The organism is Deltaproteobacteria bacterium HGW-Deltaproteobacteria-4, from assembly GCA_002841765.1.
Taxonomy (GTDB): domain Bacteria; phylum Desulfobacterota; class Desulfuromonadia; order Desulfuromonadales; family UBA2197; genus UBA2197.
The window spans coordinates 1-19212 of the sequence record PHAV01000002.1 but is presented as its reverse complement, the minus strand read 5'-3'; the positions used below and the strand labels follow the sequence as shown (position 1 = coordinate 19212).

The window sequence follows — 19212 nt, the reverse complement described above, 5'->3', positions numbered from 1 at the left end:
GCGTTGTTGTTTCTTCTACTCACGCATGATAAATTCTGAAACTATGACTGAAACCGCTGCCACCCCTCTGGTACATGCCCAGGATCTCAGGAAAACTTACGGCGCGATGACCGCGGTCGACGGGGTGACCTTCTCTATCCGCCGCGGTGAATGCTTTGGACTGCTCGGCCCCAACGGCGCTGGCAAGACGACCACGATCCGCATGTTGTACGGCTTTACCCCGCGCACCAGCGGCGCCCTCGAACTTTTCGGCACTGAATGCGATTCTTCCTGGCGAACCATCAAATCACGCATCGGCGTCTGTCAGCAGGACAACACCCTCGACCCCGACCTGACGGTTGTACAGAATCTTAACGTCTTTGGCGGTTATTTTAATCTCTCCAAAACACAACTCCAGGACCGCATCGATCACTTGCTGCGTTTTGCTGCGCTTGATAATCGCCGTGATGCCGACGTGCGCGGCTTGTCGGGAGGGATGGTGCGCCGCCTCATCCTTGCCCGTGCACTGATTAACGAGCCGGAACTGCTTATCCTCGATGAACCGACGACCGGACTCGATCCGCAATCCCGCCACCAGCTCTGGAGTCGTCTCGAAGATCTCAAAGCCCAAGGACTCACCACCCTCCTCACCACCCACTATATGGATGAAGCCGAGCGCCTTTGTGACCGCCTGGTGATCATGGATCAAGGCCGCATCCTCGTCGAAGGGGCGCCAGGCGAGCTGATCAATGCCCATGTCGGCCGCACTGTTATTGAAATCATGACACCGGGGAGCAGCATCCGGACACTCTTACAGGAGAAATCTGTCGCCTTTGAAGATCTCGGCCATCGCCTGATCGTTTACCACCGTGATGGTGAGGAGCTTTATCGGGAATTGATCTCTAGTGAATATCGTGAAGGATGCCTGCTGCGCCCGGCCACCCTTGAAGATGTCTTTTTACGGCTGACCGGAAGGGATCTGCGCGAATGATGCAATTTGACCTGAGTCGCCGTTTTTTCCGGGTTTGGCAGCGCAATTTTGTGGTCTATCGCAAGACCTGGAAGATCGGCTTCATCCCTCCCCTGCTTGAACCGCTTTTTTACCTCGTTGCCTTCGGTGTCGGACTCGGGGTCATGGTCGGCCGCGTCAATTACGCCGGCGGCAGCATCCCCTACACCACTTTTATCGCCCCGGCGCTCATCGCCGTCAACATCATGCAGAGCGCATTTTTTGAAACAACCTTCGCTTCTTTTGTCCGGATGTTTTATCAAAAGACTTTTGACGGCATGCTCGCCACCCCGCTCAGTGTCGATGAAGTCATCACCGGCGAACTCCTTTGGGGCGCAACCAAATCGGCCATCGGTACCTTCCTGATGATGCTGGCGATCAGTGCTTTCGGGCTTCTGCATTATCCCGGAGCTCTCCTTTTGCTGCCGATCGCCTTTCTCGGCGGTTTGGCTTTTGCCTGCGCCGGCATGGTCTGCACCGCCATCGTCCCGACCATTGAAGTCTTCAATCTACCGATCTTCCTCTTTATTACGCCGATGTTCCTCTTTGGCGGCACCTTCTTTCCCCTGAGCAACCTCCCCGCATGGGCACAAATTGTCGCTCACACCCTCCCCCTCACTCATCTCGTCGAACTCTGTCGCGGCGTAAGTCTGGGAGGATTCAGCAGCAAGCTTCTCTATTCTCTCCTTTATCTCCTCCTCTGGATCGCCCTTTTCTATCCCCTTGCCATAGTTCTCATGCGCCGCCGCTTGATCAAGTAGTTCCTTGAAAAGAATAGTGGTGTTCACTGAGTGAGTCTGAAGGTTAATGCGCTTTACCCATTCTACGTCTAATGGTAATATTCAAATAAACATACCGAAAGCGGCGAGAGAAGCTGTCCTGATTCTCGCAGTGCCCCTTGAACAATGAATAAAAAGGAGAAAAGGGATGATTGTTGGCGTCGCACGGGAAATAAAGGCTCAGGAATACCGGGTCGGGATGACTCCCGCCGGAGTGCGACAACTTGCCGGGGACGGGAACATGGTTCTGGTCGAGCACGACGCCGGAACAGGGAGCGGCTTTGACGATGACGACTACGCCAGCGCCGGAGCGACGCTGGTGACCCGGCTCGAACTCTTTGCCCGGAGTGAGCTGCTGATCAAAGTCAAAGAGCCCCTCCCTGCAGAATACGAATTGCTGCGACCGCAGCAGATTCTTTTCACCTATCTCCACCTTGCTCCCAACCGTCCCCTCGTCAACCTCCTCCTCAAACGTAATCTCACCGCTTTTGCTTACGAAACCCTGGAGGAAGGAGGACGAACCCCTCTTCTCACGCCGATGAGCGAGATCGCCGGACGCATGGCTCCGCTGGTAGGTGCCTTCTATCTGCAACGCCCGTATGGCGGCAGCGGACTCCTTCCCGGTGGTGTCCCCGGGGTCCCCCCGGCGCGGGCCCTCATCCTCGGTGCCGGCGTTGTCGGGCAGGGGGCAGCGCGCATTGCTATCGGCCTCGGGATGGAGACCATTGTTCTCAACCGCGGGTCGGAACGGTTGCGACAACTTGATCGTCAGTTCTCCGGAACGATCCAAACCCGCATCCTTAACGACGATACTCTTGAAGAGGAGCTTAGCCGTGCCGATCTGATCATCGGCGCTCTCTACAGCACCGGGGGCCGCACCCCACTGCTAATAACCCGTGAGCGATTACAAACTCTGCGCACCGGCACGGTGATTGTCGACGTCGCCATCGATCAAGGCGGGTGCGCCGCCAGCAGCCGCCCCACGACTCATGACAATCCGGTCTACGAGGTCAACGGCATCCTTCACTACTGCGTCGCCAACATGCCCGGCGCCTACCCTCGCACCTCGACTCTCGCCCTGACCAACGCCACCCTCCCCTACATCCGCCAGCTGGCAAAATCTGGCGTTGACGAATCACTGCGTAGCTCCCGCCCATTGGCTACGGCCCTCAATCTCCGCGCCGGAGCCATCATTCATCCCGCTCTTGCCGCCGCTTATGCTGCCGGCGCAGAGCCGGACCACAAGTAATCAACTATTTCCTCAACCCGCGCAGTATCCTGCTGTAAAAGATCCTGCTATCTAAAATCCTTGTTTTACCTTCTGTATTTAAACTAAAATCCTTCAGCGATCGGAGGAAAAATGATAAAAAAACAGCTCGTAATTTCACCACGCAGGATCCTGTGCGCAAATTCCATCAACAGTCGTAGGGACCGGATCTGTTTTCAAGCCCAATCTGCTCGTAGATTTTCTCTCCTGTGTTTCCCCTCCTATCTGAATACGGCACCATACAACCACGTTTTTTACAACTTTTTCCGTCAAGTCCTCCTCCTGCTGGCCGCCCTCTTGATCATTACGTCACCAGTCAACGCTGGAAATAGACCTTTACGTGTGGTGATGGATGATAACTATCCTCCCTTCATTTTTCGTGCTGCCGATGGTGCCCTGCAAGGGATACTTGTTGATGAATGGCACTTGTGGCAAGAGAAGACCGGCGTTCCGGTACAGTTAGACGCAATGGACTGGGCCGAGGCGCAACGCCGTATGGACGCAGGGGAGTACGATGTAATTGATACTCTGTTTATGACCCCATCCCGTCTTCAGAAGTACGACTTTTCACCACCCCATACAAGAATCGAGGTGCCGATTTTCTTTCGTGCCGAAATCAAGGGGATATCAGGTATAAGCAGTCTGAATGGGTTCCCGGTGGCAGCGAAAAGCGGAGGGGCTACAACTCAAATGTTACGGGAAGCCGGAATTTCTCCGGTGATGGAGTATCCGAGTTACGAATCAATCGTTCAGGCGGCAGCCAGTGGAAAGGTCAGCGTCTTTGTCGTCGATCGCCCCCCGGCGATGTTCTTCCTTCACAAATACGCCATTGCCGACAACTTTCACCAGACCGAGCCGTTCACTGTCGGCAAATTTCATCGGGCAGTACATAAGGGTGACACTAAGACCCTGGACATGGTCAACAAAGGATTCGAGCAGATCAGCCAGCAGGAAAAGCAAGCGATCATGAGACACTGGCAGGGGGAAGAGATTCCCTTCGCGCCGCTTTCACGCGTACTGCTGATGGCGTTCGGAGTCATCACCCTGACGGCGCTTTTTCTCCTGGCCTGGACCATCACTCTACGTCGCACCGTGCAAAGCAAAGTTCGAGAATTGTCGACCAGCGAGAGCCGACTTCGCGCGCTCTTTTTCGCCATCCCCGACATGGTCTTCCGCCTCGACAACAACCTGAAATTCCTTGATTACCACGCACCTGAATCGGAAAAACTGGCAGTTCCTCCCGACTCTCTCATCGGCCGTACAATCCATGAAATCCTCCCACCGGAGGTCGCCGCCAAAGCGGCGGCGGCACAGCAGAGCATTCTCAGAGACAATAGTTCAGTGCAATTCGAATACGATCTGATTTTACCTGATGGTTCTCATCATTGGTTCTCAGCCCGCATGTGCCCAGGCGGGGAAGGAGAGGTTGTTGCCACGGTTCGTGACATCACCGAGCGCAAGAGGGCGGAGGATGCGCTGGATGAGGAGCGCCAGCGTTTGGCCAACATCATTAAAGGAACCAATGTCGGAACATGGGAATGGAATGTCCAGACAGGAGAAACGGCCTTCAATGAACGCTGGGCTGAGATCATCGGCTACACGTTGGAAGAACTGTCACCCGTTTCGATTGAAACCTGGATGAAACATGCCCATCCGGATTTCCTTAAAACGGGAGGAGAACTGCTGGAACGCCACTTTCGAGGGGAACTGGATTACTACGAATTTGAAGCTCCAATGCGTCACAAAAATGGCGAATGGGTCTGGATTCTTGATCGCGGGCAGGTGGTGGAGTGGATGGCGGATGGCAATCCCCTGAGAATGTCGGGAACGCACCAGGACATCACAGCTCGCAAGTTAGTTGAAACCGAACTGTTGGCAGCCAAACAGGCAGCTGAAGCGGCCAACCGGGCAAAGAGCGAATTTCTAGCCAACATGAGCCACGAAATTCGTACCCCGATGACCGTCATCCTCGGTTATAGCGAGTTGCTGGAATATACTGATCTGTCAGACGAACAGCAGGAGTATAATTCAGAGATTTACACCTCGGGAAATAACCTGCTGACCCTGATCAACGACATCCTCGATCTTTCAAAGATCGAAGCGGAAAAACTCGATATCACCCTGGAATCCTTCAGCCTGCGCAACTGCATCACCGAATTGATTCCAACTCAAAAGTTGCATATTATTAACAAGGGACTCACGCACAGTATCGACATCCCTGTCGAGGTTCCCGATGCACTGGTCGGAGATCCAATGCGGATCAAACAGGTGCTTCTCAACCTGCTGAGCAATGCCATCAAGTTTACCGAAAAAGGGACTATCAAGATTGATGTTTCCTTGATAGAGCACAGTGGGTCCAATGTTCTGCTGGATATAGCCGTGCAAGACACCGGGATCGGCATACCGGCAGAAAAGAAGGCATATATCTTCGAACCATTTACGCAGGTAGACAGTACCACCACCCGTCGCTATGGCGGTACGGGTCTAGGGTTGACCATCAGTCGGCGCCTCGCGGAACTGATGGGAGGCCGTCTCCACGTGGAAAGTCAGGAGGAGGGCGGAAGCACCTTTGTCCTGCGACTCCCCTTAGCTGTCGCAGTTCGCCACATAGCAACAGAACAACAACCAGAAAAAACTCCCCTGTTGCGGGATGGGCCGCCCCTGATGATCCTGTTGGCGGAGGATACCCCGACCAACTTTCATTACACCACGGCACTTTTGAAAAAGATGGGGCATGAGGTTGCGGTCGTCGAAAATGGTAGGGCTGCGCTTGAAGCTATAAATTCTGACATATTCGACCTGGTCCTGATGGATATCCAGATGCCGGTGATGGGTGGTGACAAGGCGCTTTGTATCCTCCGTCAGCGGGAAGAGAAAAGTGGAAAGCATCTTCCCGTCATTGCCCTGACAGCTAACGCTCTCAAGGGGGACAGTGAAAAGTATCTGCAAATGGGTTTTGATGGCTATCTAAGCAAACCGGCTACGATCAAGGAGTTGGCGCATGAGATGATACGGGTTATGAACAAAAATTGTACCACGCACCTCAGTAACAAGCTTATTTAAGCGCTCTTTTTCCTCTTCCCCGGGATTGCATGATAGGCCTTTTCGGCCACAAAACGCGGTAAAGGGGCAAATGATTCCGAGAGGATATCCCGACGACCATCGTAATAATCCCCCTTTATCTCCATTAAACCGAGCAACGTATGATCTAGCTGATCGGTCTGATACGGACGCACGGAAAGGACTGAATCTTCTATCCTTCCCCGTTTAAAGGCAGATGAACGCCAAAGGAGCATGGGGATTTCAAACATCGCCAGAACTCGAGGGTTATGTCCGACAAAGCTACTGTAATGAGCAACATCTTCACCATGATCGGGGACATAAAGCCAGGCGACTTCCTGATCAGGATGCTTTTCACAAAGCGCAAGACTCCTTCGCAAAATGTGGTCACTGTAGAGAATGGCATTATCATATTCATCACGCAGATCCCGCGACCAGATTGGCCGCCCTGCGCTTTGCAACTCCTCCTGAATCTGGTCGTTTACATTATCGAAACGGGCAAAATTACCCGGATAACGAAAAGAGTATGCAGGATGGGCGTTGAGCATATGAACTAAAATAAATTTTAACGGCGCAGGGTCGGCCAGCGCTTCCTGAAGATGAGGCAAAACAACTTCATCGTATGAGCCCTCACTACGGGAACCACCACGGTTGGCATTGACAGTCTTGTCGGCACTAGTGGCGAAGATCGAAATGAGACCCGTCATATCGGTACTATGATTAGTAATCCAGAAAGTTTTGTAGCCGGCTTTGCGGGCAATGGTCAGGATATTTGGCCGCTCCTGAAAAAGATTCGGTTCGGTCCTTGTTGCCGGGGTCAGAATCTTCTGCATATCCAGAACCGTCGAACCATCCGTCGTGACCACGTCGGAAAATTTCAACAACTGCCCCTCGATCTCTTGCAACTCGGGATTGGTGTTACGGGGATAGCCATAAAGTGACCAGTTAAGACGGGTTGAGCTTTCTCCGAGCAGAAAGACAACAGTACGATTGCCTTTGCCGGCATAAGACATTCCGGCCAGGGATTTATCATTGCCCAACCGACCGGCGAGACGCTCGTGAACGAGGCGCGTCGCATCGACATTCTTCTTCCACTTGATATAGCGGAGGGGGAAATAAAGGAGAGGATTTTCTTTGCGCATCGTCGAGTTGAGATGGGTCAAAATAAAAAGGGAGATCAAGACAATAGACAGGGTTCGCCGCCGCGATTCGGTGTGAAAAAAACCTGTTTTCAGAGAAGCTTGCGGTTGGCGAAAAACAAAGAGTGCAAAGAGCGTAAAAACACCCAAAAGGACCGACAAATGCTTTAAAAAAGCATACGAGTTCTGCAAAACAAATTCGTATGACTCACCGCCGTTCGTACCGAAAATCGCCTCCATGACCAGAGCATTGTCCTGGGCAACACCAAAAAGATCACGGAGAAAGCCTTGGTAAGCAATTATAATCAAGAACAGCAAAGCAACAAAAAGGATTGCAAGACGGCCACGTCGACTCTCCTTGCCGTTTCTGTACATCCAAGACGAAAGAGCCAGGATGGCCAGGGCACCAAGGGTAGCGCTCTTCCCGGCCTGCCTGAAGTTGAGCCAACCCACAAGGAAATAGAGATAAGGTATTGCAATAAAAAAACATGTACGAGTTAGAATCTTAATCAAGGAGATTCCTTAACTTGAAGTGGGGATGATTAGGAACTTCAGATTAACTTCCTGTATCTACCTTTAAAATATAGCAAATTTAAATTTTTTATGCGAGCGCAAAAAATCTCAGAGAAGGAAAGCACCTTGACATTCTTTACTGACCAGTCATTGCGGGCATTGCCTCTCTTATTGAAAACGGCAATATGATTCTCGTGTCCCAAGTACAGTGTCATGTCTATCTTTTTGCCAACGTCCTCATGCACCGGCGCTTAATCAAGTAGCTACTGCACAAAGAAAGAATTCTACTGTTTCACACCGGAATTTTTGTTGCAATAATGTCATACCCTATGTTACTAAACTCGGCGTCGGGGCGTAGCGCAGTCTGGTAGCGCATCTGGTTTGGGACCAGAGGGCCGGAGGTTCGAATCCTCTCGCCCCGACCAACTCCGTGCCCGTAGCTCAGTTGGATAGAGCATGTGCCTTCTAAGCACAGGGTCGTAGGTTCGAGCCCTACCGGGCACACCATTTTTCAACGAATTTGTTTGACCCTTGACAGAAAATGTACTTTTCGAGTATATTCGGCGTCTTTCATGGTGGATGTAGCTCAGTCGGTAGAGCACTGGATTGTGACTCCAGGTGTCGTGGGTTCAAGCCCCATCATTCACCCCAATCTTAAAAGCGGGATCTGATCGCTTCTTTATTGCACCGGTCAGATCCCTTTTTTATGATTCATTGAGACTGCACAGTAGATGGAGAATGCCTCCTTGCCGGGCTATGTCAATGGAGATCTTTCAAGCGAGAGTGGCGGAACTGGCAGACGCACTGGACTTAGGATCCAGCGGGTAACCGTAGGGGTTCTTATGGGGGGTAAGGTTTAGTTGTGTATTGGTTTTAGATTTTCTTCCTATCTTCATGGTCGATAATCGCCTGTTATTAAATAAGTATTTAAGCTTTTATTAATTTTTAGCTTTCGATTTTTAGTTGTGTATTGACACTGATTCAAAAATGTAAATTTATATAACCATATAAACCGCTGTCGCCACTGAGCCGATAGCGGTTTTTTATTTTGTTAATATTCTGAAGTTGCCCCCCTCCCCTCAATGAACAAGATCACGTTATCGACGGCCTGTGGTCGGTACCATCTTCAACGCAAAAGCCTTTAGGAACAACCACTTCTCTAATGTTTCTTCCCTGATTTCCATCAGTTCTTGCCTAAAGATTAAATTCCAATTGTTTGCATTTTCAGTTTTTCATTAGTCATTGACAATATGTGTTTCTATACCGTATGTTGTGCCCATAAATAAGAAATGCACCTAGATGTAGTATTTGAGAAATTTCTGATCTGCTGTTTTCTCTGTGAAGGAATAACCAAATGGCTAAGGAAGTAACCAGATACATCAAACCCGAAGTTGAGAGGGAACTCTGGGCCCGTTCCGCAGGACGTTGCCAATTCGATGGATGCAATCGTTTCGTGTTTAGATCGCCAGTAACACAAGAGCCGGTGAACATATCAGAGAAAGCCCACATCTACTCATTTTCTCAATCCGGACCTCGGGGTTGGGGACCATTTGTTGCGAATAAGAAGCAACTTAACGAAATTTCCAATTTGATGCTGGTCTGTCACGACTGCCACAAAACTATTGACCAGGACATTCAAGGTGATCGCTACTCAGCTAACCTGCTCATTAGATGGAAGGAAGAGCATGAAAAGCGTATCGCAATAGTCACGGGAGTAGACCCTACCAAAAAATCTCTCGTTGTTCTCTACGGAGCAAATATTGGAGAGGAGAAATCATTACTGCAACCGGCTGCGGCACATGATGCGCTTTTCCCAGATTGGTATCCGTCAGAAGAACGTCCCATCTACCTTTCGATGAACTGGGAAGGTAGGGACCATGATGATGCTTTCTGGAGAACAGAGATCACTAATCTGAAGAGTGCATTCAATCGCCAACTTCGGCCAAATCTTGACAACAGTGATTGCCTACATCTTTCGCTGTTTGCCTTGGCACCTATACCTTTGATGATTTTTTTGGGCTCTCTGTTGACGGATAAAGTGCCTGCGCAAACCTATCAACTTCACCGGGAACCCTACCAATCTTGGAAATGGCAAAATGGCCCAGCAGATTTCGCATTTCAAATTAACCGGCCAAAATCTACAGTTCATCCTCCCGCTCTAGTGATTTCATTGAGCGACAACATTGCACCATCGCGAATCATCGCAGTTTTAGGTGAAGAAGTTTCCATCTGGGAGTTGACAATTGAGAATCCGAACAACGACTTCTTGAAGTCCAAAGAGCAGCTTTCACAATTTCGATCAACCGTTCGCCAACTCATCGTTGACATAGGTATCGTGCACGGAAAACATACGCCGTTGGCAATTTTTCCAGCAATGCCCGTCGCGTGTGCTGTCGACATTGGTCGAGTTCGGATGCCAAAGGCTGACGGGCCATGGATCATTTATGACAATAACAACCAGCAAAAAAAGTTTATCTACGCATTAGAAATTGGGGGAACCAACCATGAATAACATCCCTAGAAATCGCATCATTGAAGAGATCGCCGAATCCATCGATATCCCTGACTCTGCTTACGAAAAGGCCCAAGCGAGATACAAAGACCTGGGCGAATGGTTTGGTCGGAAGGAAGCTCATTGTTTCACATTTGCCCCGCACATTCATTCTCAGGGCTCTTTTCGGCTTGGAACCGTAATCCGCCCAGTGGACAGCGATGGAGATTACGATCTTGACATGGGCTGCCGGCTCTTGGGTGGCATCACGAAAGCTACTCATACCCAGAAACAGCTCAAGGAACTTGTCGGATCTGACCTTGAAGAATATCGAGTCGCGCGTGGAATCAAAGATGGAATGGAGGAAAAGCACCGCTGTTGGAGGTTGAAGTATGCGGATACGTTAAAGTTTCACATGGATATAGTCCCATCCATACCTGAATCATTGGAGCGGCGCCGGGCCATCCAAGAAGCGATTGTACGAACAAAAGTTCCCGATGAGCAGGCTTTTCTCCTTGCTAATTTGACGGGTTCGATCACCGATGACCGGATGCGGAACTATACATTCATCCATGATGACTGGCGATTAAGTAACTCGGAGGGATTTGCTCTCTGGTTCGAGTTCCGTATGAAACTTGCCACAGCCTTGATGGAGAGCCGCGCTCTGCTTGCTAAAGCTGCGAAAGTCGATGATCTTCCTACATATCGTTGGAAATCCCCCTTGCAGAGATGTGTTCAGATGTTGAAGCGTCACAGAGACATTATGTTTGCGAACGACCCGGACGAAAAGCCGGCGTCCATCATCATCACAACACTTGCAGCTAGGGCCTATCAGGGTGAATCCGAGATTGCCGATGCACTGGACACAATTTTGTCCAACATGCAAGCATTGGTAAATCCCACCACACCTCGTGTACCAAATCCAGTCAACCCAGCCGAGGATTTTACAGATAGGTGGGCCAGCAGCCAAAATCTTGAAAAGAACTTCTGGGCATGGCTACGAAAGGCCCAGCTAGATTTTTACGCCATCGGAAATGAGCGCAAACCAGAAGTGATAGTCGAGATGTCGAAGGACAATCTTGGTGTTTCGCTCAACGCGAAGGAGCTCAGCAGCATACTTGGGATCAGTCTGTGCGGCGGACTACTCAAGCCTGCTGTCGCTCCTGCCGGACTGAGCTTCCCTAATAAAGCACTCACTCCGCAAAAGCCGGCAGGCTTTGCATGACTCGGTGAACATATATGATGCCATGGTTTTTGAGAGATCCAGAAAGACTCCAGTTGGAGCGCACGGCTATAGATGAGCTGTCGTGCTCGGCAGGGTGGCTTGTTGGCATTGATTGGCGGATAGACGGTGAGCTCTGCCTCGACGCAGTCATTCGTGCACATGGGCATGATTACGAAGTTCGAGTTTCCTTTCCCACCCTATACCCCGATGCTCCCGCTGTTGTTCGCCCCTTGAACATGCAGCACCGGGTTTCCGGCCATCAGTATGGTGGGGCAGATGGCCCACTCTGCCTAGAGTGGGGTCCAGATAATTGGCATCGAGATATCACCGCAGTTCAGATGTTGGAAAGCGCACACAGGTTGTTCGACATTGAGAACCCCCTTGGAGAAGATCGCCCTGAGGTACCAGTGCTAGCATCAACGCGTCACTTTCTGACCGTGGGTCAAGAGTTGCGTTCAAAACTAATGAGGTGGTATGCGAGTAAGGCTCTCACCGATTATTTTGTTTCACAGCCTGAACGTGCAATAGGGAGCTTTAAATTTTCATTCAGGATGAGTAAGAGCTGGGTAGCACTAATCCACGAAGCCATGCTGATTGGAGGCAGCACCTGGAAGGATGAACAGATCCCAACGACTTTGCCGGGAGCGGAAGACAAAGATCTTTATTCCGGTGTCTGGTTCAAAACTGACGTTGATGAAAAGACCATTGGTCAGCTAAGCAAGCTGGAAGAACTTCGAGCTCTTCTAGTCGATATGGAAGAGGTAAAGTTCCTCGCCACAGATGGCACTTCACCTGTGGATGGTTTCAATAAGAGCATAGCTGGTGTACTGATCATGGATGGAGCAGGACAATTGCACCTCTTCATCGTGCTGTCAGGAGATAAGGTCATAGCGTTTTCAAAGGTGCATTCTGAAGCCACTTCCGTTCAGGTTCGTTCTCCCGACTGGGATGATTTGAAAGACAAGACAATTGGTATCGTGGGGTTGGGCTCGGCTGGCAGCAAAATGGCCATGAGCCTAGTACGTATGGGCGTTCGAAATTTCTATTTAGTTGACCATGACATTCTGTTGCCGGAAAATCTCCAGCGGCATGCATTGGACTGGCAGGGGGTGGTTCAGCATAAGGTAGACGCAATGACGGTTGCCCTTAGCCTGGTTGAACCCAGCGCTCACATTGAGACCTCCCAACTGCACATCTCAGGACAAGAATCTAACGCCGCTGTCAATGGAGTTCTTAACCGCTTAGCTACATGTGACTTAATCATCGATGCGACAGCGAGCCCAAGGGTATTCAACCTCTTGGCGGCAGTCGCCAGGACCGCCTGCCGTCCCATGGTGTGGATGGAAGTGTTCGGTGGTGGAATGGGGGGGATGATCGCGCGGAGCCGACCAAGAATAGATCCAACTCCTCAAGACATGCGAGGAGCCTACCTCAGCTACTGTACCGATAATCCTTGCATTGCTTTTGGGCCAACTCCAGAAAACTACGAGGCAGAAAACGAAAAAGGGGAAGTGCTTATAGCCTCAGATGCCGATATCGCCATCATCTCGCATCACGCAGCTCGCTTTGTCCCTGACTGCTTTACCCCATATGAGAGCTCAAAATTTCCATATTCGATGTACATGATTGGATTGGCAAAAGAGTGGGTCTTCGAAGCCCCATTCGACACAATTCCAATTTCTATGGAGTCATATACAGTGGCTGGATGGGATGATGACAAGAATTCAGAGCTTGGGCTTGAAGATGTCGCATTCCTGCAAGGGCTCTTTGAAAGGCACGACAATGCAACTACTAGTGCCACATAAAATCGTCTCTCAGTTGATCGAAGCCTTGGAGAAAGCTGGGCCACGTGAGATTGGTGGCATCTTGATGGGAGAACACGTCGGGCTCGACACCTTCAGTGTTAAAGAGGTGACTATACAGCGGAAAATGGGTACATTTTCTGCGTTTATAAGAATCGTTGAAGAGATTATTGCCCCCTTACGGGCATTCTTTGATTCCACCACTCACGACTATACAAGGTACAATTATTTAGGCGAATGGCACTCTCACCACTCATTTGCTCTGTCGCCAAGCGGACAGGACCACGCAACAATGAATGATATGGTGGCAGATCCTCAGTTCGGAGCACGTTTCGTCGTGCTTCTCCTTGTGAAACTTACCAATAATAAACAACTTCTTGGCAATGTCACAGTATACAGACCGAACAAAGCACCTTTCGATGGGGTCGTGATCCAAGAAGAGTAGTGAAAATTGAGTTACATTATTTCTGGGACGACTACATATGAAATTATCTGATGAAGAATATTTGCAACTAGAAGTAGCCTCTTTTGCGAAAGGTTTTAAAGCCTGCGCCAAGACCGGCCTGACAAACAGCAGGTCAGGCTTTGGGCGTTCGGCAAAATAGGACGAAACATGAAAATCAAATCCACAATAGGCTCTTTTCATCTACCCCTCAGAGAGGATCTACACCATCGATATCGCTCATGGGAGTATTGCTATAATTATTTCAGACAACTTGCCCCCGAAAACATAGACTGCGAGCGGGATCATGCCGCTCTGCAACTAGGTTTCTATTTGGCAAGCTGGGGGATGTATCGAGGTTCGAGTTTTCTCCTGCAACACGCGTACACAGTCCATCGTGGGGTAATAGATCTGCTTGCGGAGGATAGATTCAAGCCACTATGGGAACATGAATATGGTACTGGATATGACGACACGAACCTTAGACCGCTTATAATGGATGCCATAAACGCAATTAGAGCGACTTATAAACCTTTTGTGAAGGAAGGCTCCCAACAGCCTACTGATACACTTGTGACTAAAATAATTCTCGGGACATTTGGCTGTCTGCCGGCCTGTGATCGTTTCTTTATTGATGGTTTTAAGAAGAGTAGCCTTCCGTTTTCCTACCTAAACCAGCAGTTCATTCAGCGGATTAGTGACTTTTGCGCCTCTAATTTTGACGAGCTTTCGGAGGTACAAAAGGAAATTCAAGATGTTACCGGCTTCCGCTACCCAATGATGAAGCTAGTAGACATGTATTTTTGGCAAATCGGTTACGATCTGGATGTGCAGAAGGCCGAAAAACGGGGTGGTGCCGTCAAGCAGCAAACCCCTAACCGTTAGCGTGAATAAGATGATTATCGAAAAAAGAAACATGGAGGACCGAAAAGTGATCATGGATTACCTGAAAAACCGGGTTTTTCACGTCACCACTCGGTCCGCATTCGAGAGCGCCCCGCACCGTTGAACAGAGCGCCGGGTGAATAATCCTGCCTGGGTGGGTGAATGCTTCTGAAAAATCAGGTCAGAAAGTGGGGGAATGGTCGTGAAAAATCACAGGAGTGCTATCAACCAAACCATCATTGCTAGGTTCGAGCAGGTTGTTGAGATGTTTCCACAAAATCTTGCCGTCGTGACGAGTTCTCACAGTGTCTCTTATGAGGCACTCAGCCACAGAGTTAATGAAATTGTTAGCAGCATTCCTGGTCCGCCGCTTCAGACAGTAATGGGTTTCTCAACTTGCTGCCTCTTGTTCTCGCATAACCATTCAATGATTGAAGGTATACTGTCAGCGCTTAAGGCTGGCTATGCTTACGTGCCCGTTGATCCGGCGTACCCATTCAATCGCCTCCGTTCTATTTTAATAGATTCGGCGGCGTCAATTATTTTTACAGACTCGTCAAACCGCCCACTTGCAGAGCGTCTTTCTGCTGCGACGCCAACCAAGGTTATTGTGGTTGACGATTTGGCATCCAAAAATAACTACCAACCTTTCCCCCTCCCTGCGCCCCCCCCCACCTCTCCAGCTTACATCCTATATACATCTGGCTCCACAGGAATACCAAAAGGAGTAATTCAAAGCCATAAGAATGCTCTCCACTTTAATCAAGTGTATACGGAAAGTCTTAGAATTAATCCCGCTGATAGGCTGAGTATGTTTTCTAAATTTTGCTTTGATGCAGCTATAATGGACGTACTTGGTGCGCTGATGAACGGTGCGGCGCTATATCCGTTTGATATGTACGCTAGTGATGGCTTCGGTATTGATGAATTTATAAAAAATAATAAGATAACAATTTATCATTCTGTCCCAACTTTATTTAGGAGGTTGATTGGTCAACTGTCAGAAAAAGAAATTCTTGAAACAGTCCGGCTAGTCGTTTTGGGTGGGGAGCCAGTTTGTCCAACTGACGTCAGTGCATACAAGTCTCATTTTCCAGAGCATTGTCGCTTTATTAACGGCCTTGGGCCGACTGAATCAACGGTAACGCTTCAGTATGTTGCGGATAAAAATACAGATGTAGATCTAATATCTAGATATGTTCCGGTAGGTTATCCTGTGTCCCACACTGATGTGATCGTGATTGATACAAATGGGGTTCCAGTATCTGACGGTACATTGGGAGAGCTTGTGTACAAGAGCGACTACTTGGCGCTCGGATATCTCAACGACCCTGAGAAGACGGCAAGGTCTTTTACCGTAGATCCTCGAACCCAAAGCGGTAGAGTCTATAGAAGCGGCGACTTAGGTCGGAGGTGGCCAGACGGCTGCTTCGAATTTGTCGGTCGATCAGATACTCAAATTAAAATAAATGGCGTTAGAATAGAATTGGGTGAGATTGAAAGCATTTTGCGCCGTATTTCTGGCGTTATAGAGTGTGCTGTTGTTTTAGTTAATGGAGGTGACTCGCCTTCACTCGCGGCTTGCCTGCTTTTTGATTTACAATCGGATCGGACTAACGATGAGGATATTGTTACCTTCATTATTGACTACCTGCCGCTGCACAGCCTTCCTGCGCACTTCCTCAGAATGCAGTCTCTTCCAAAAACAGATTCTGGAAAGATTGACAGGCTGAAGTTGGCAGAAAATGTTGATACAATAATTAAAGAGAGGCTGGAGAACTTTTCACACAACTCATGCCCGGAAGGCGCAATGGAGGAGGTTATGGTCCGTGTCTTCCGTAGCATATTAAGGTGTGATCTTGTAGGTGTGTGTGATGATTTTTTTGCGTTAGGAGGGGACTCTCTTGATGTATTTAGGGCTGTCGTTGAGCTTCAGCAGAGCCACGAGATATTCGTTACCCCTGAAGACGTCTACCGTCATCGTACTGTTAGGCAGTTAGCAAAAATTGCAGAGCACTTAACGGTCGGACGTGGAGCGCGGGGCCAGCGCAGCAATCCGCTTGTTCTCATGCGCAAAGGCACTCGGGGAAGAGGGTGCTTGTTCGCGGTGCATGCCGGCGCTGGCGAAATCGCGTCCTATCGTCAATTTGCAGAGGTTCTACAGGCTGATGTTACGTGCTGGGGCATCTCTACGTCACACAAAACCATCGCTCCACGGAACGCTCCCATCAGTGACGTGGCTGCACAATATCTGAATGGAATTGAGGAAGAGTGTAGAGGAGGCCCAACGGTAATACTTGGTTGGTGTTTTGGGGCAACAAGAGCATTTGAGATTGCAGCTCAAATGGAGCGCAAGGGACTGCAACCTACAGCATTGATTCTTGTCAATGCGATGCCGCCGACGAGAACGGTCGATAATCGAAACGCTATGGTTCGGGACTACTCACTTCTTGATCCCGAAGTGTCTCGCCGTGACGATGAGCGATTTTCTGTTGAATCGGAAATTACGCTAATTCGGAGGCTGCTGGGGTCTCAATACGACGATCTGATAAGAAACCACTCGCCACAAGATATAAATAGACTTTGGGCATGGTTCATTTCACGCCTTAATCATGAGGGTGAAGATGTACGTACATCTGTGACAAGAAATCTGATCAATTTGCTCCCAGAAGACAGAAAGAGAGCTATCCCCCGATTTAGGGACGACATGGAACTCGAAGAATTACTTAGATATGTCAATGTGTTGCGATCAGACGCAGATGCTCAGGCATTGTACACTCCCTCTCAGCACACTTACAATTTGAGTGCGGATATGCTCTTCATTAGCGCAAAGGATGAGCCCGCCTCAATGCAGAAAGATTGGGCAAAATTTTTCAGCGGAAGTGCTGTTTTTGCCGATACACCAGGAGATCATTTCTCCATATGGGAGGAGGGACGGGTCGAGCTTCTAGCGAAGATTGTCGATGATTTCTTGAAAGATAGGCTTTGATAGACACTGATTTTGTGTATTCCCATCATTGTTCTGGCGAGAGGAAAGGGAAAACTTCTGTGCGCCGTCGCATATTGGTCATTGATAATGATTGTGATTCGCTCAAATTGATTATTGATAAGCTGAATTTGTATGATGTTGATATAAAACATTGGACTGAATGTGGTCGTGTTCTGTCAGGCGCCCTTGATGTTGGCGGCTATTCTCTAGTTATACTGAGTCCGGGGCGTCCTATCAGTGTAGTGAAAAATCAAGGCGAATTGGCGCTTGTGAGTTGTGCCACAATACCTGTCATTGGTATATGTTACGGTTTTCAAGTTATAGCGCATGCTTATGGAGGTCATTTGGAGAAATTAGATCGAAAAAAATTTGGTGCTGTACGTGTGCAATGGGTGGATACAGACCATTGTATTGATGGCGCAACCGATTTTGATGCGTTTGGTGAGCATCTTTATGCCTTGAGACGCATTTCAGGAAGCCTCAAGGGTCTTGCATGGTCAGTTGATGGTTGTGAAATTATTAAGGTGAATAATCGCCTAATTTATGGAGTGCAATTTCATCCAGAACTTGGGGGAGGGGCATTTGCGGCTGCGAGCAGAGTCTTCGTTTCAATGGTAGAGCGGCTGATTGAATATGATCACTGTTCCTGATTAGCGACCTACGCTCCTTCGGGACGCTTTTTCATAGAGTAATTTTAGATTCGCCTCAAGATGTTAATCAGAATGAGAATTTGACCCATTTATTGCCTCTATCGGCATCGAAGGTTGACCAACCAAGTTTTACTCTCATAATCCGGCATCAATTTTTCCAGTAGACGCCAGAACTTAGGCCCGTGGTGCTCTTCCTTCCTTGTGCCTCTTATTCATCCTTCCATAATGATTAATACAAAAAAGACATAAATCCCCTTAGTCACACAAAAATGCTGAGTCAGGAAGCAAGCAGAAGGCCAGGTCGTCCATGATAGGCCCGATGGCATTGAATTACTCGCTTCTACCATTTTGCAGGACATCGAAAAAAATAACTCGTTTCGGAAACAGGGCCGTGAGGGGGAAGAATTATAGCCCATCAGGGTATTTCGTTAGATTTTTGTAAGAAGTTGTGCTTAACATATCAGAATGAGTCCCCCCTCAGGGGGCAGCGCCTAGCCCAGCCCCCACCGGTCTGGGCGTTGCTTTATAGCTTGATCGGCGGTGATCCCTGTCTCTTAAGGAGAATTATGCGTATAGAGAAGGTAAAGATTGAAGGTTTCCGGTTGCTTGAAGATGTCGAGATCATGCTGGAACAGACCTCGACGGTGATCGTCGGCAGAAACAATAGTGGCAAGACCTCGTTAACCGATGTGTTCGACCGTTTCATCGGCGCAAATGCTCCTCGCTTTCGCCTTGAGGATTTTTCCGAAGGCAGTCGATCCAAGTTCGTTGAAGCTAAGATGCTGCGAGAAAGTGGAGTCGCACCGGAAGTAGTGCTCACAGCGCTTCCAAAAATTGCGATCGTGCTGACCTTCACCTATGACTCCGATGCTGCTGATCTCGGCCGGGCCTGTAAAGGATTTTGTGTAAATGGGTTTGTCGGTTAATAAGTCGGCATCCTGTCGCCGAAGATGATCGTAAACTGATTGAGTGCCGATTTCCA

Annotated in this window: 12 protein-coding genes, 3 tRNA genes and 1 pseudogene; 15 read left to right on the top strand and 1 reads right to left on the bottom strand. The window is 49.2% G+C overall.

Features of this window, described 5'->3' with window-relative positions; translation table 11 throughout:
- Positions 1-43: 43 nt before the first annotated feature.
- The 4 genes from CVU69_01460 to CVU69_01445 all read left to right on the top strand — a co-directional run bounded on the left by CVU69_01460 (position 44) and on the right by CVU69_01445 (position 6097).
- Positions 44-970, top strand: coding sequence for an ABC transporter (locus tag CVU69_01460; protein PKN13371.1), 927 nt, complete (start codon positions 44-46; stop codon positions 968-970).
- Positions 970-1749, top strand: coding sequence for an ABC transporter permease (locus tag CVU69_01455; GenBank protein PKN13581.1), 780 nt, complete (start codon positions 970-972; stop codon positions 1747-1749). The genes CVU69_01460 and CVU69_01455 overlap by 1 nt, the downstream gene beginning before the upstream one ends.
- Before the next feature lie 166 nt (positions 1750-1915).
- Complete coding sequence (ald, locus tag CVU69_01450) at positions 1916-3016, top strand: alanine dehydrogenase (protein ID PKN13370.1); 1101 nt, start codon at positions 1916-1918, stop codon at positions 3014-3016.
- A gap of 111 nt (positions 3017-3127) precedes the next feature.
- Positions 3128-6097 (top strand): hypothetical protein, encoded by a 2970-nt coding sequence (locus CVU69_01445; GenBank protein ID PKN13369.1) that lies wholly within the window; start codon positions 3128-3130, stop codon positions 6095-6097.
- On the opposite strand, the gene CVU69_01440 is transcribed toward CVU69_01445, so the two are convergent.
- Entirely contained in the window at positions 6094-7746 is a 1653-nt protein-coding gene (locus CVU69_01440) for a hypothetical protein (protein PKN13368.1), read from the bottom strand. The two genes, CVU69_01445 and CVU69_01440, sit on opposite strands and share 4 nt — an antisense overlap.
- 348 nt (positions 7747-8094) lie before the next feature.
- Between CVU69_01440 and CVU69_01435 the strand changes: the two genes are divergently transcribed.
- From CVU69_01435 to CVU69_01385, 11 genes and pseudogenes are all read left to right on the top strand, one after another.
- Positions 8095-8171 (top strand) — tRNA-Pro (locus CVU69_01435).
- Positions 8172-8176: 5 nt separating this feature from the next.
- Positions 8177-8253, top strand: a tRNA-Arg gene (locus tag CVU69_01430).
- Positions 8254-8321: 68 nt separating this feature from the next.
- Positions 8322-8397: transfer RNA gene (locus CVU69_01425), tRNA-His, on the top strand.
- Positions 8398-9100: 703 nt separating this feature from the next.
- A complete protein-coding gene (locus CVU69_01420) occupies positions 9101-10258 on the top strand; it encodes an HNH endonuclease (GenBank protein PKN13367.1) in 1158 nt (385 codons plus the stop codon).
- A pseudogene (locus tag CVU69_01415) lies at positions 10251-11363 on the top strand (nucleotidyltransferase). The gene CVU69_01420 and the pseudogene CVU69_01415 overlap by 8 nt, the downstream one beginning before the upstream one ends.
- Before the next feature lie 113 nt (positions 11364-11476).
- Complete coding sequence (locus tag CVU69_01410; GenBank protein PKN13366.1) at positions 11477-13267, top strand: hypothetical protein; 1791 nt, start codon at positions 11477-11479, stop codon at positions 13265-13267.
- Positions 13245-13709: a hypothetical protein gene (locus tag CVU69_01405; GenBank protein ID PKN13365.1), complete on the top strand. Its 465-nt coding sequence runs from the start codon at positions 13245-13247 to the stop codon at positions 13707-13709. Before CVU69_01410 ends, CVU69_01405 begins: the two co-directional genes overlap by 23 nt.
- A 168-nt stretch (positions 13710-13877) precedes the next feature.
- Positions 13878-14591, top strand: a complete 714-nt coding sequence (locus CVU69_01400; protein ID PKN13364.1) for a hypothetical protein — start codon at positions 13878-13880, stop codon at positions 14589-14591.
- 196 nt (positions 14592-14787) lie between these two features.
- Entirely contained in the window at positions 14788-17580 is a 2793-nt protein-coding gene (locus tag CVU69_01395; protein PKN13363.1) for a hypothetical protein, read from the top strand.
- Positions 17577-18230 carry a hypothetical protein gene (locus CVU69_01390; protein ID PKN13362.1) on the top strand — a complete coding sequence of 218 codons (654 nt, stop codon included), beginning with the start codon at positions 17577-17579 and terminating at the stop codon, positions 18228-18230. The genes CVU69_01395 and CVU69_01390 overlap by 4 nt, the downstream gene beginning before the upstream one ends.
- Positions 18231-18796: 566 nt before the next feature.
- On the top strand, positions 18797-19156 hold the full coding sequence (locus CVU69_01385) for a hypothetical protein (GenBank protein ID PKN13361.1): 360 nt from the start codon (positions 18797-18799) through the stop codon (positions 19154-19156).
- Positions 19157-19212: the final 56 nt, after the last annotated feature.

Excerpts from the sequence above, each read along its gene's own strand:
- CVU69_01460 (PKN13371.1), top strand. The coding sequence starts at position 44 with ATGACTGAAACCGCTGCCACCCCTCTGGTACATGCCCAGGATCTCAGG.
- CVU69_01455 (PKN13581.1), top strand. The coding sequence starts at position 970 with ATGCAATTTGACCTGAGTCGCCGTTTTTTCCGGGTTTGGCAGCGCAAT.
- ald (PKN13370.1), top strand. The coding sequence starts at position 1,916 with ATGATTGTTGGCGTCGCACGGGAAATAAAGGCTCAGGAATACCGGGTC.
- CVU69_01445 (PKN13369.1), top strand. The coding sequence starts at position 3,128 with ATGATAAAAAAACAGCTCGTAATTTCACCACGCAGGATCCTGTGCGCA.
- CVU69_01420 (PKN13367.1), top strand. The coding sequence starts at position 9,101 with ATGGCTAAGGAAGTAACCAGATACATCAAACCCGAAGTTGAGAGGGAA.
- CVU69_01410 (PKN13366.1), top strand. The coding sequence starts at position 11,477 with ATGATGCCATGGTTTTTGAGAGATCCAGAAAGACTCCAGTTGGAGCGC.
- CVU69_01405 (PKN13365.1), top strand. The coding sequence starts at position 13,245 with ATGCAACTACTAGTGCCACATAAAATCGTCTCTCAGTTGATCGAAGCC.
- CVU69_01400 (PKN13364.1), top strand. The coding sequence starts at position 13,878 with ATGAAAATCAAATCCACAATAGGCTCTTTTCATCTACCCCTCAGAGAG.
- CVU69_01395 (PKN13363.1), top strand. The coding sequence starts at position 14,788 with ATGGTCGTGAAAAATCACAGGAGTGCTATCAACCAAACCATCATTGCT.
- CVU69_01385 (PKN13361.1), top strand. The coding sequence starts at position 18,797 with ATGCGTATAGAGAAGGTAAAGATTGAAGGTTTCCGGTTGCTTGAAGAT.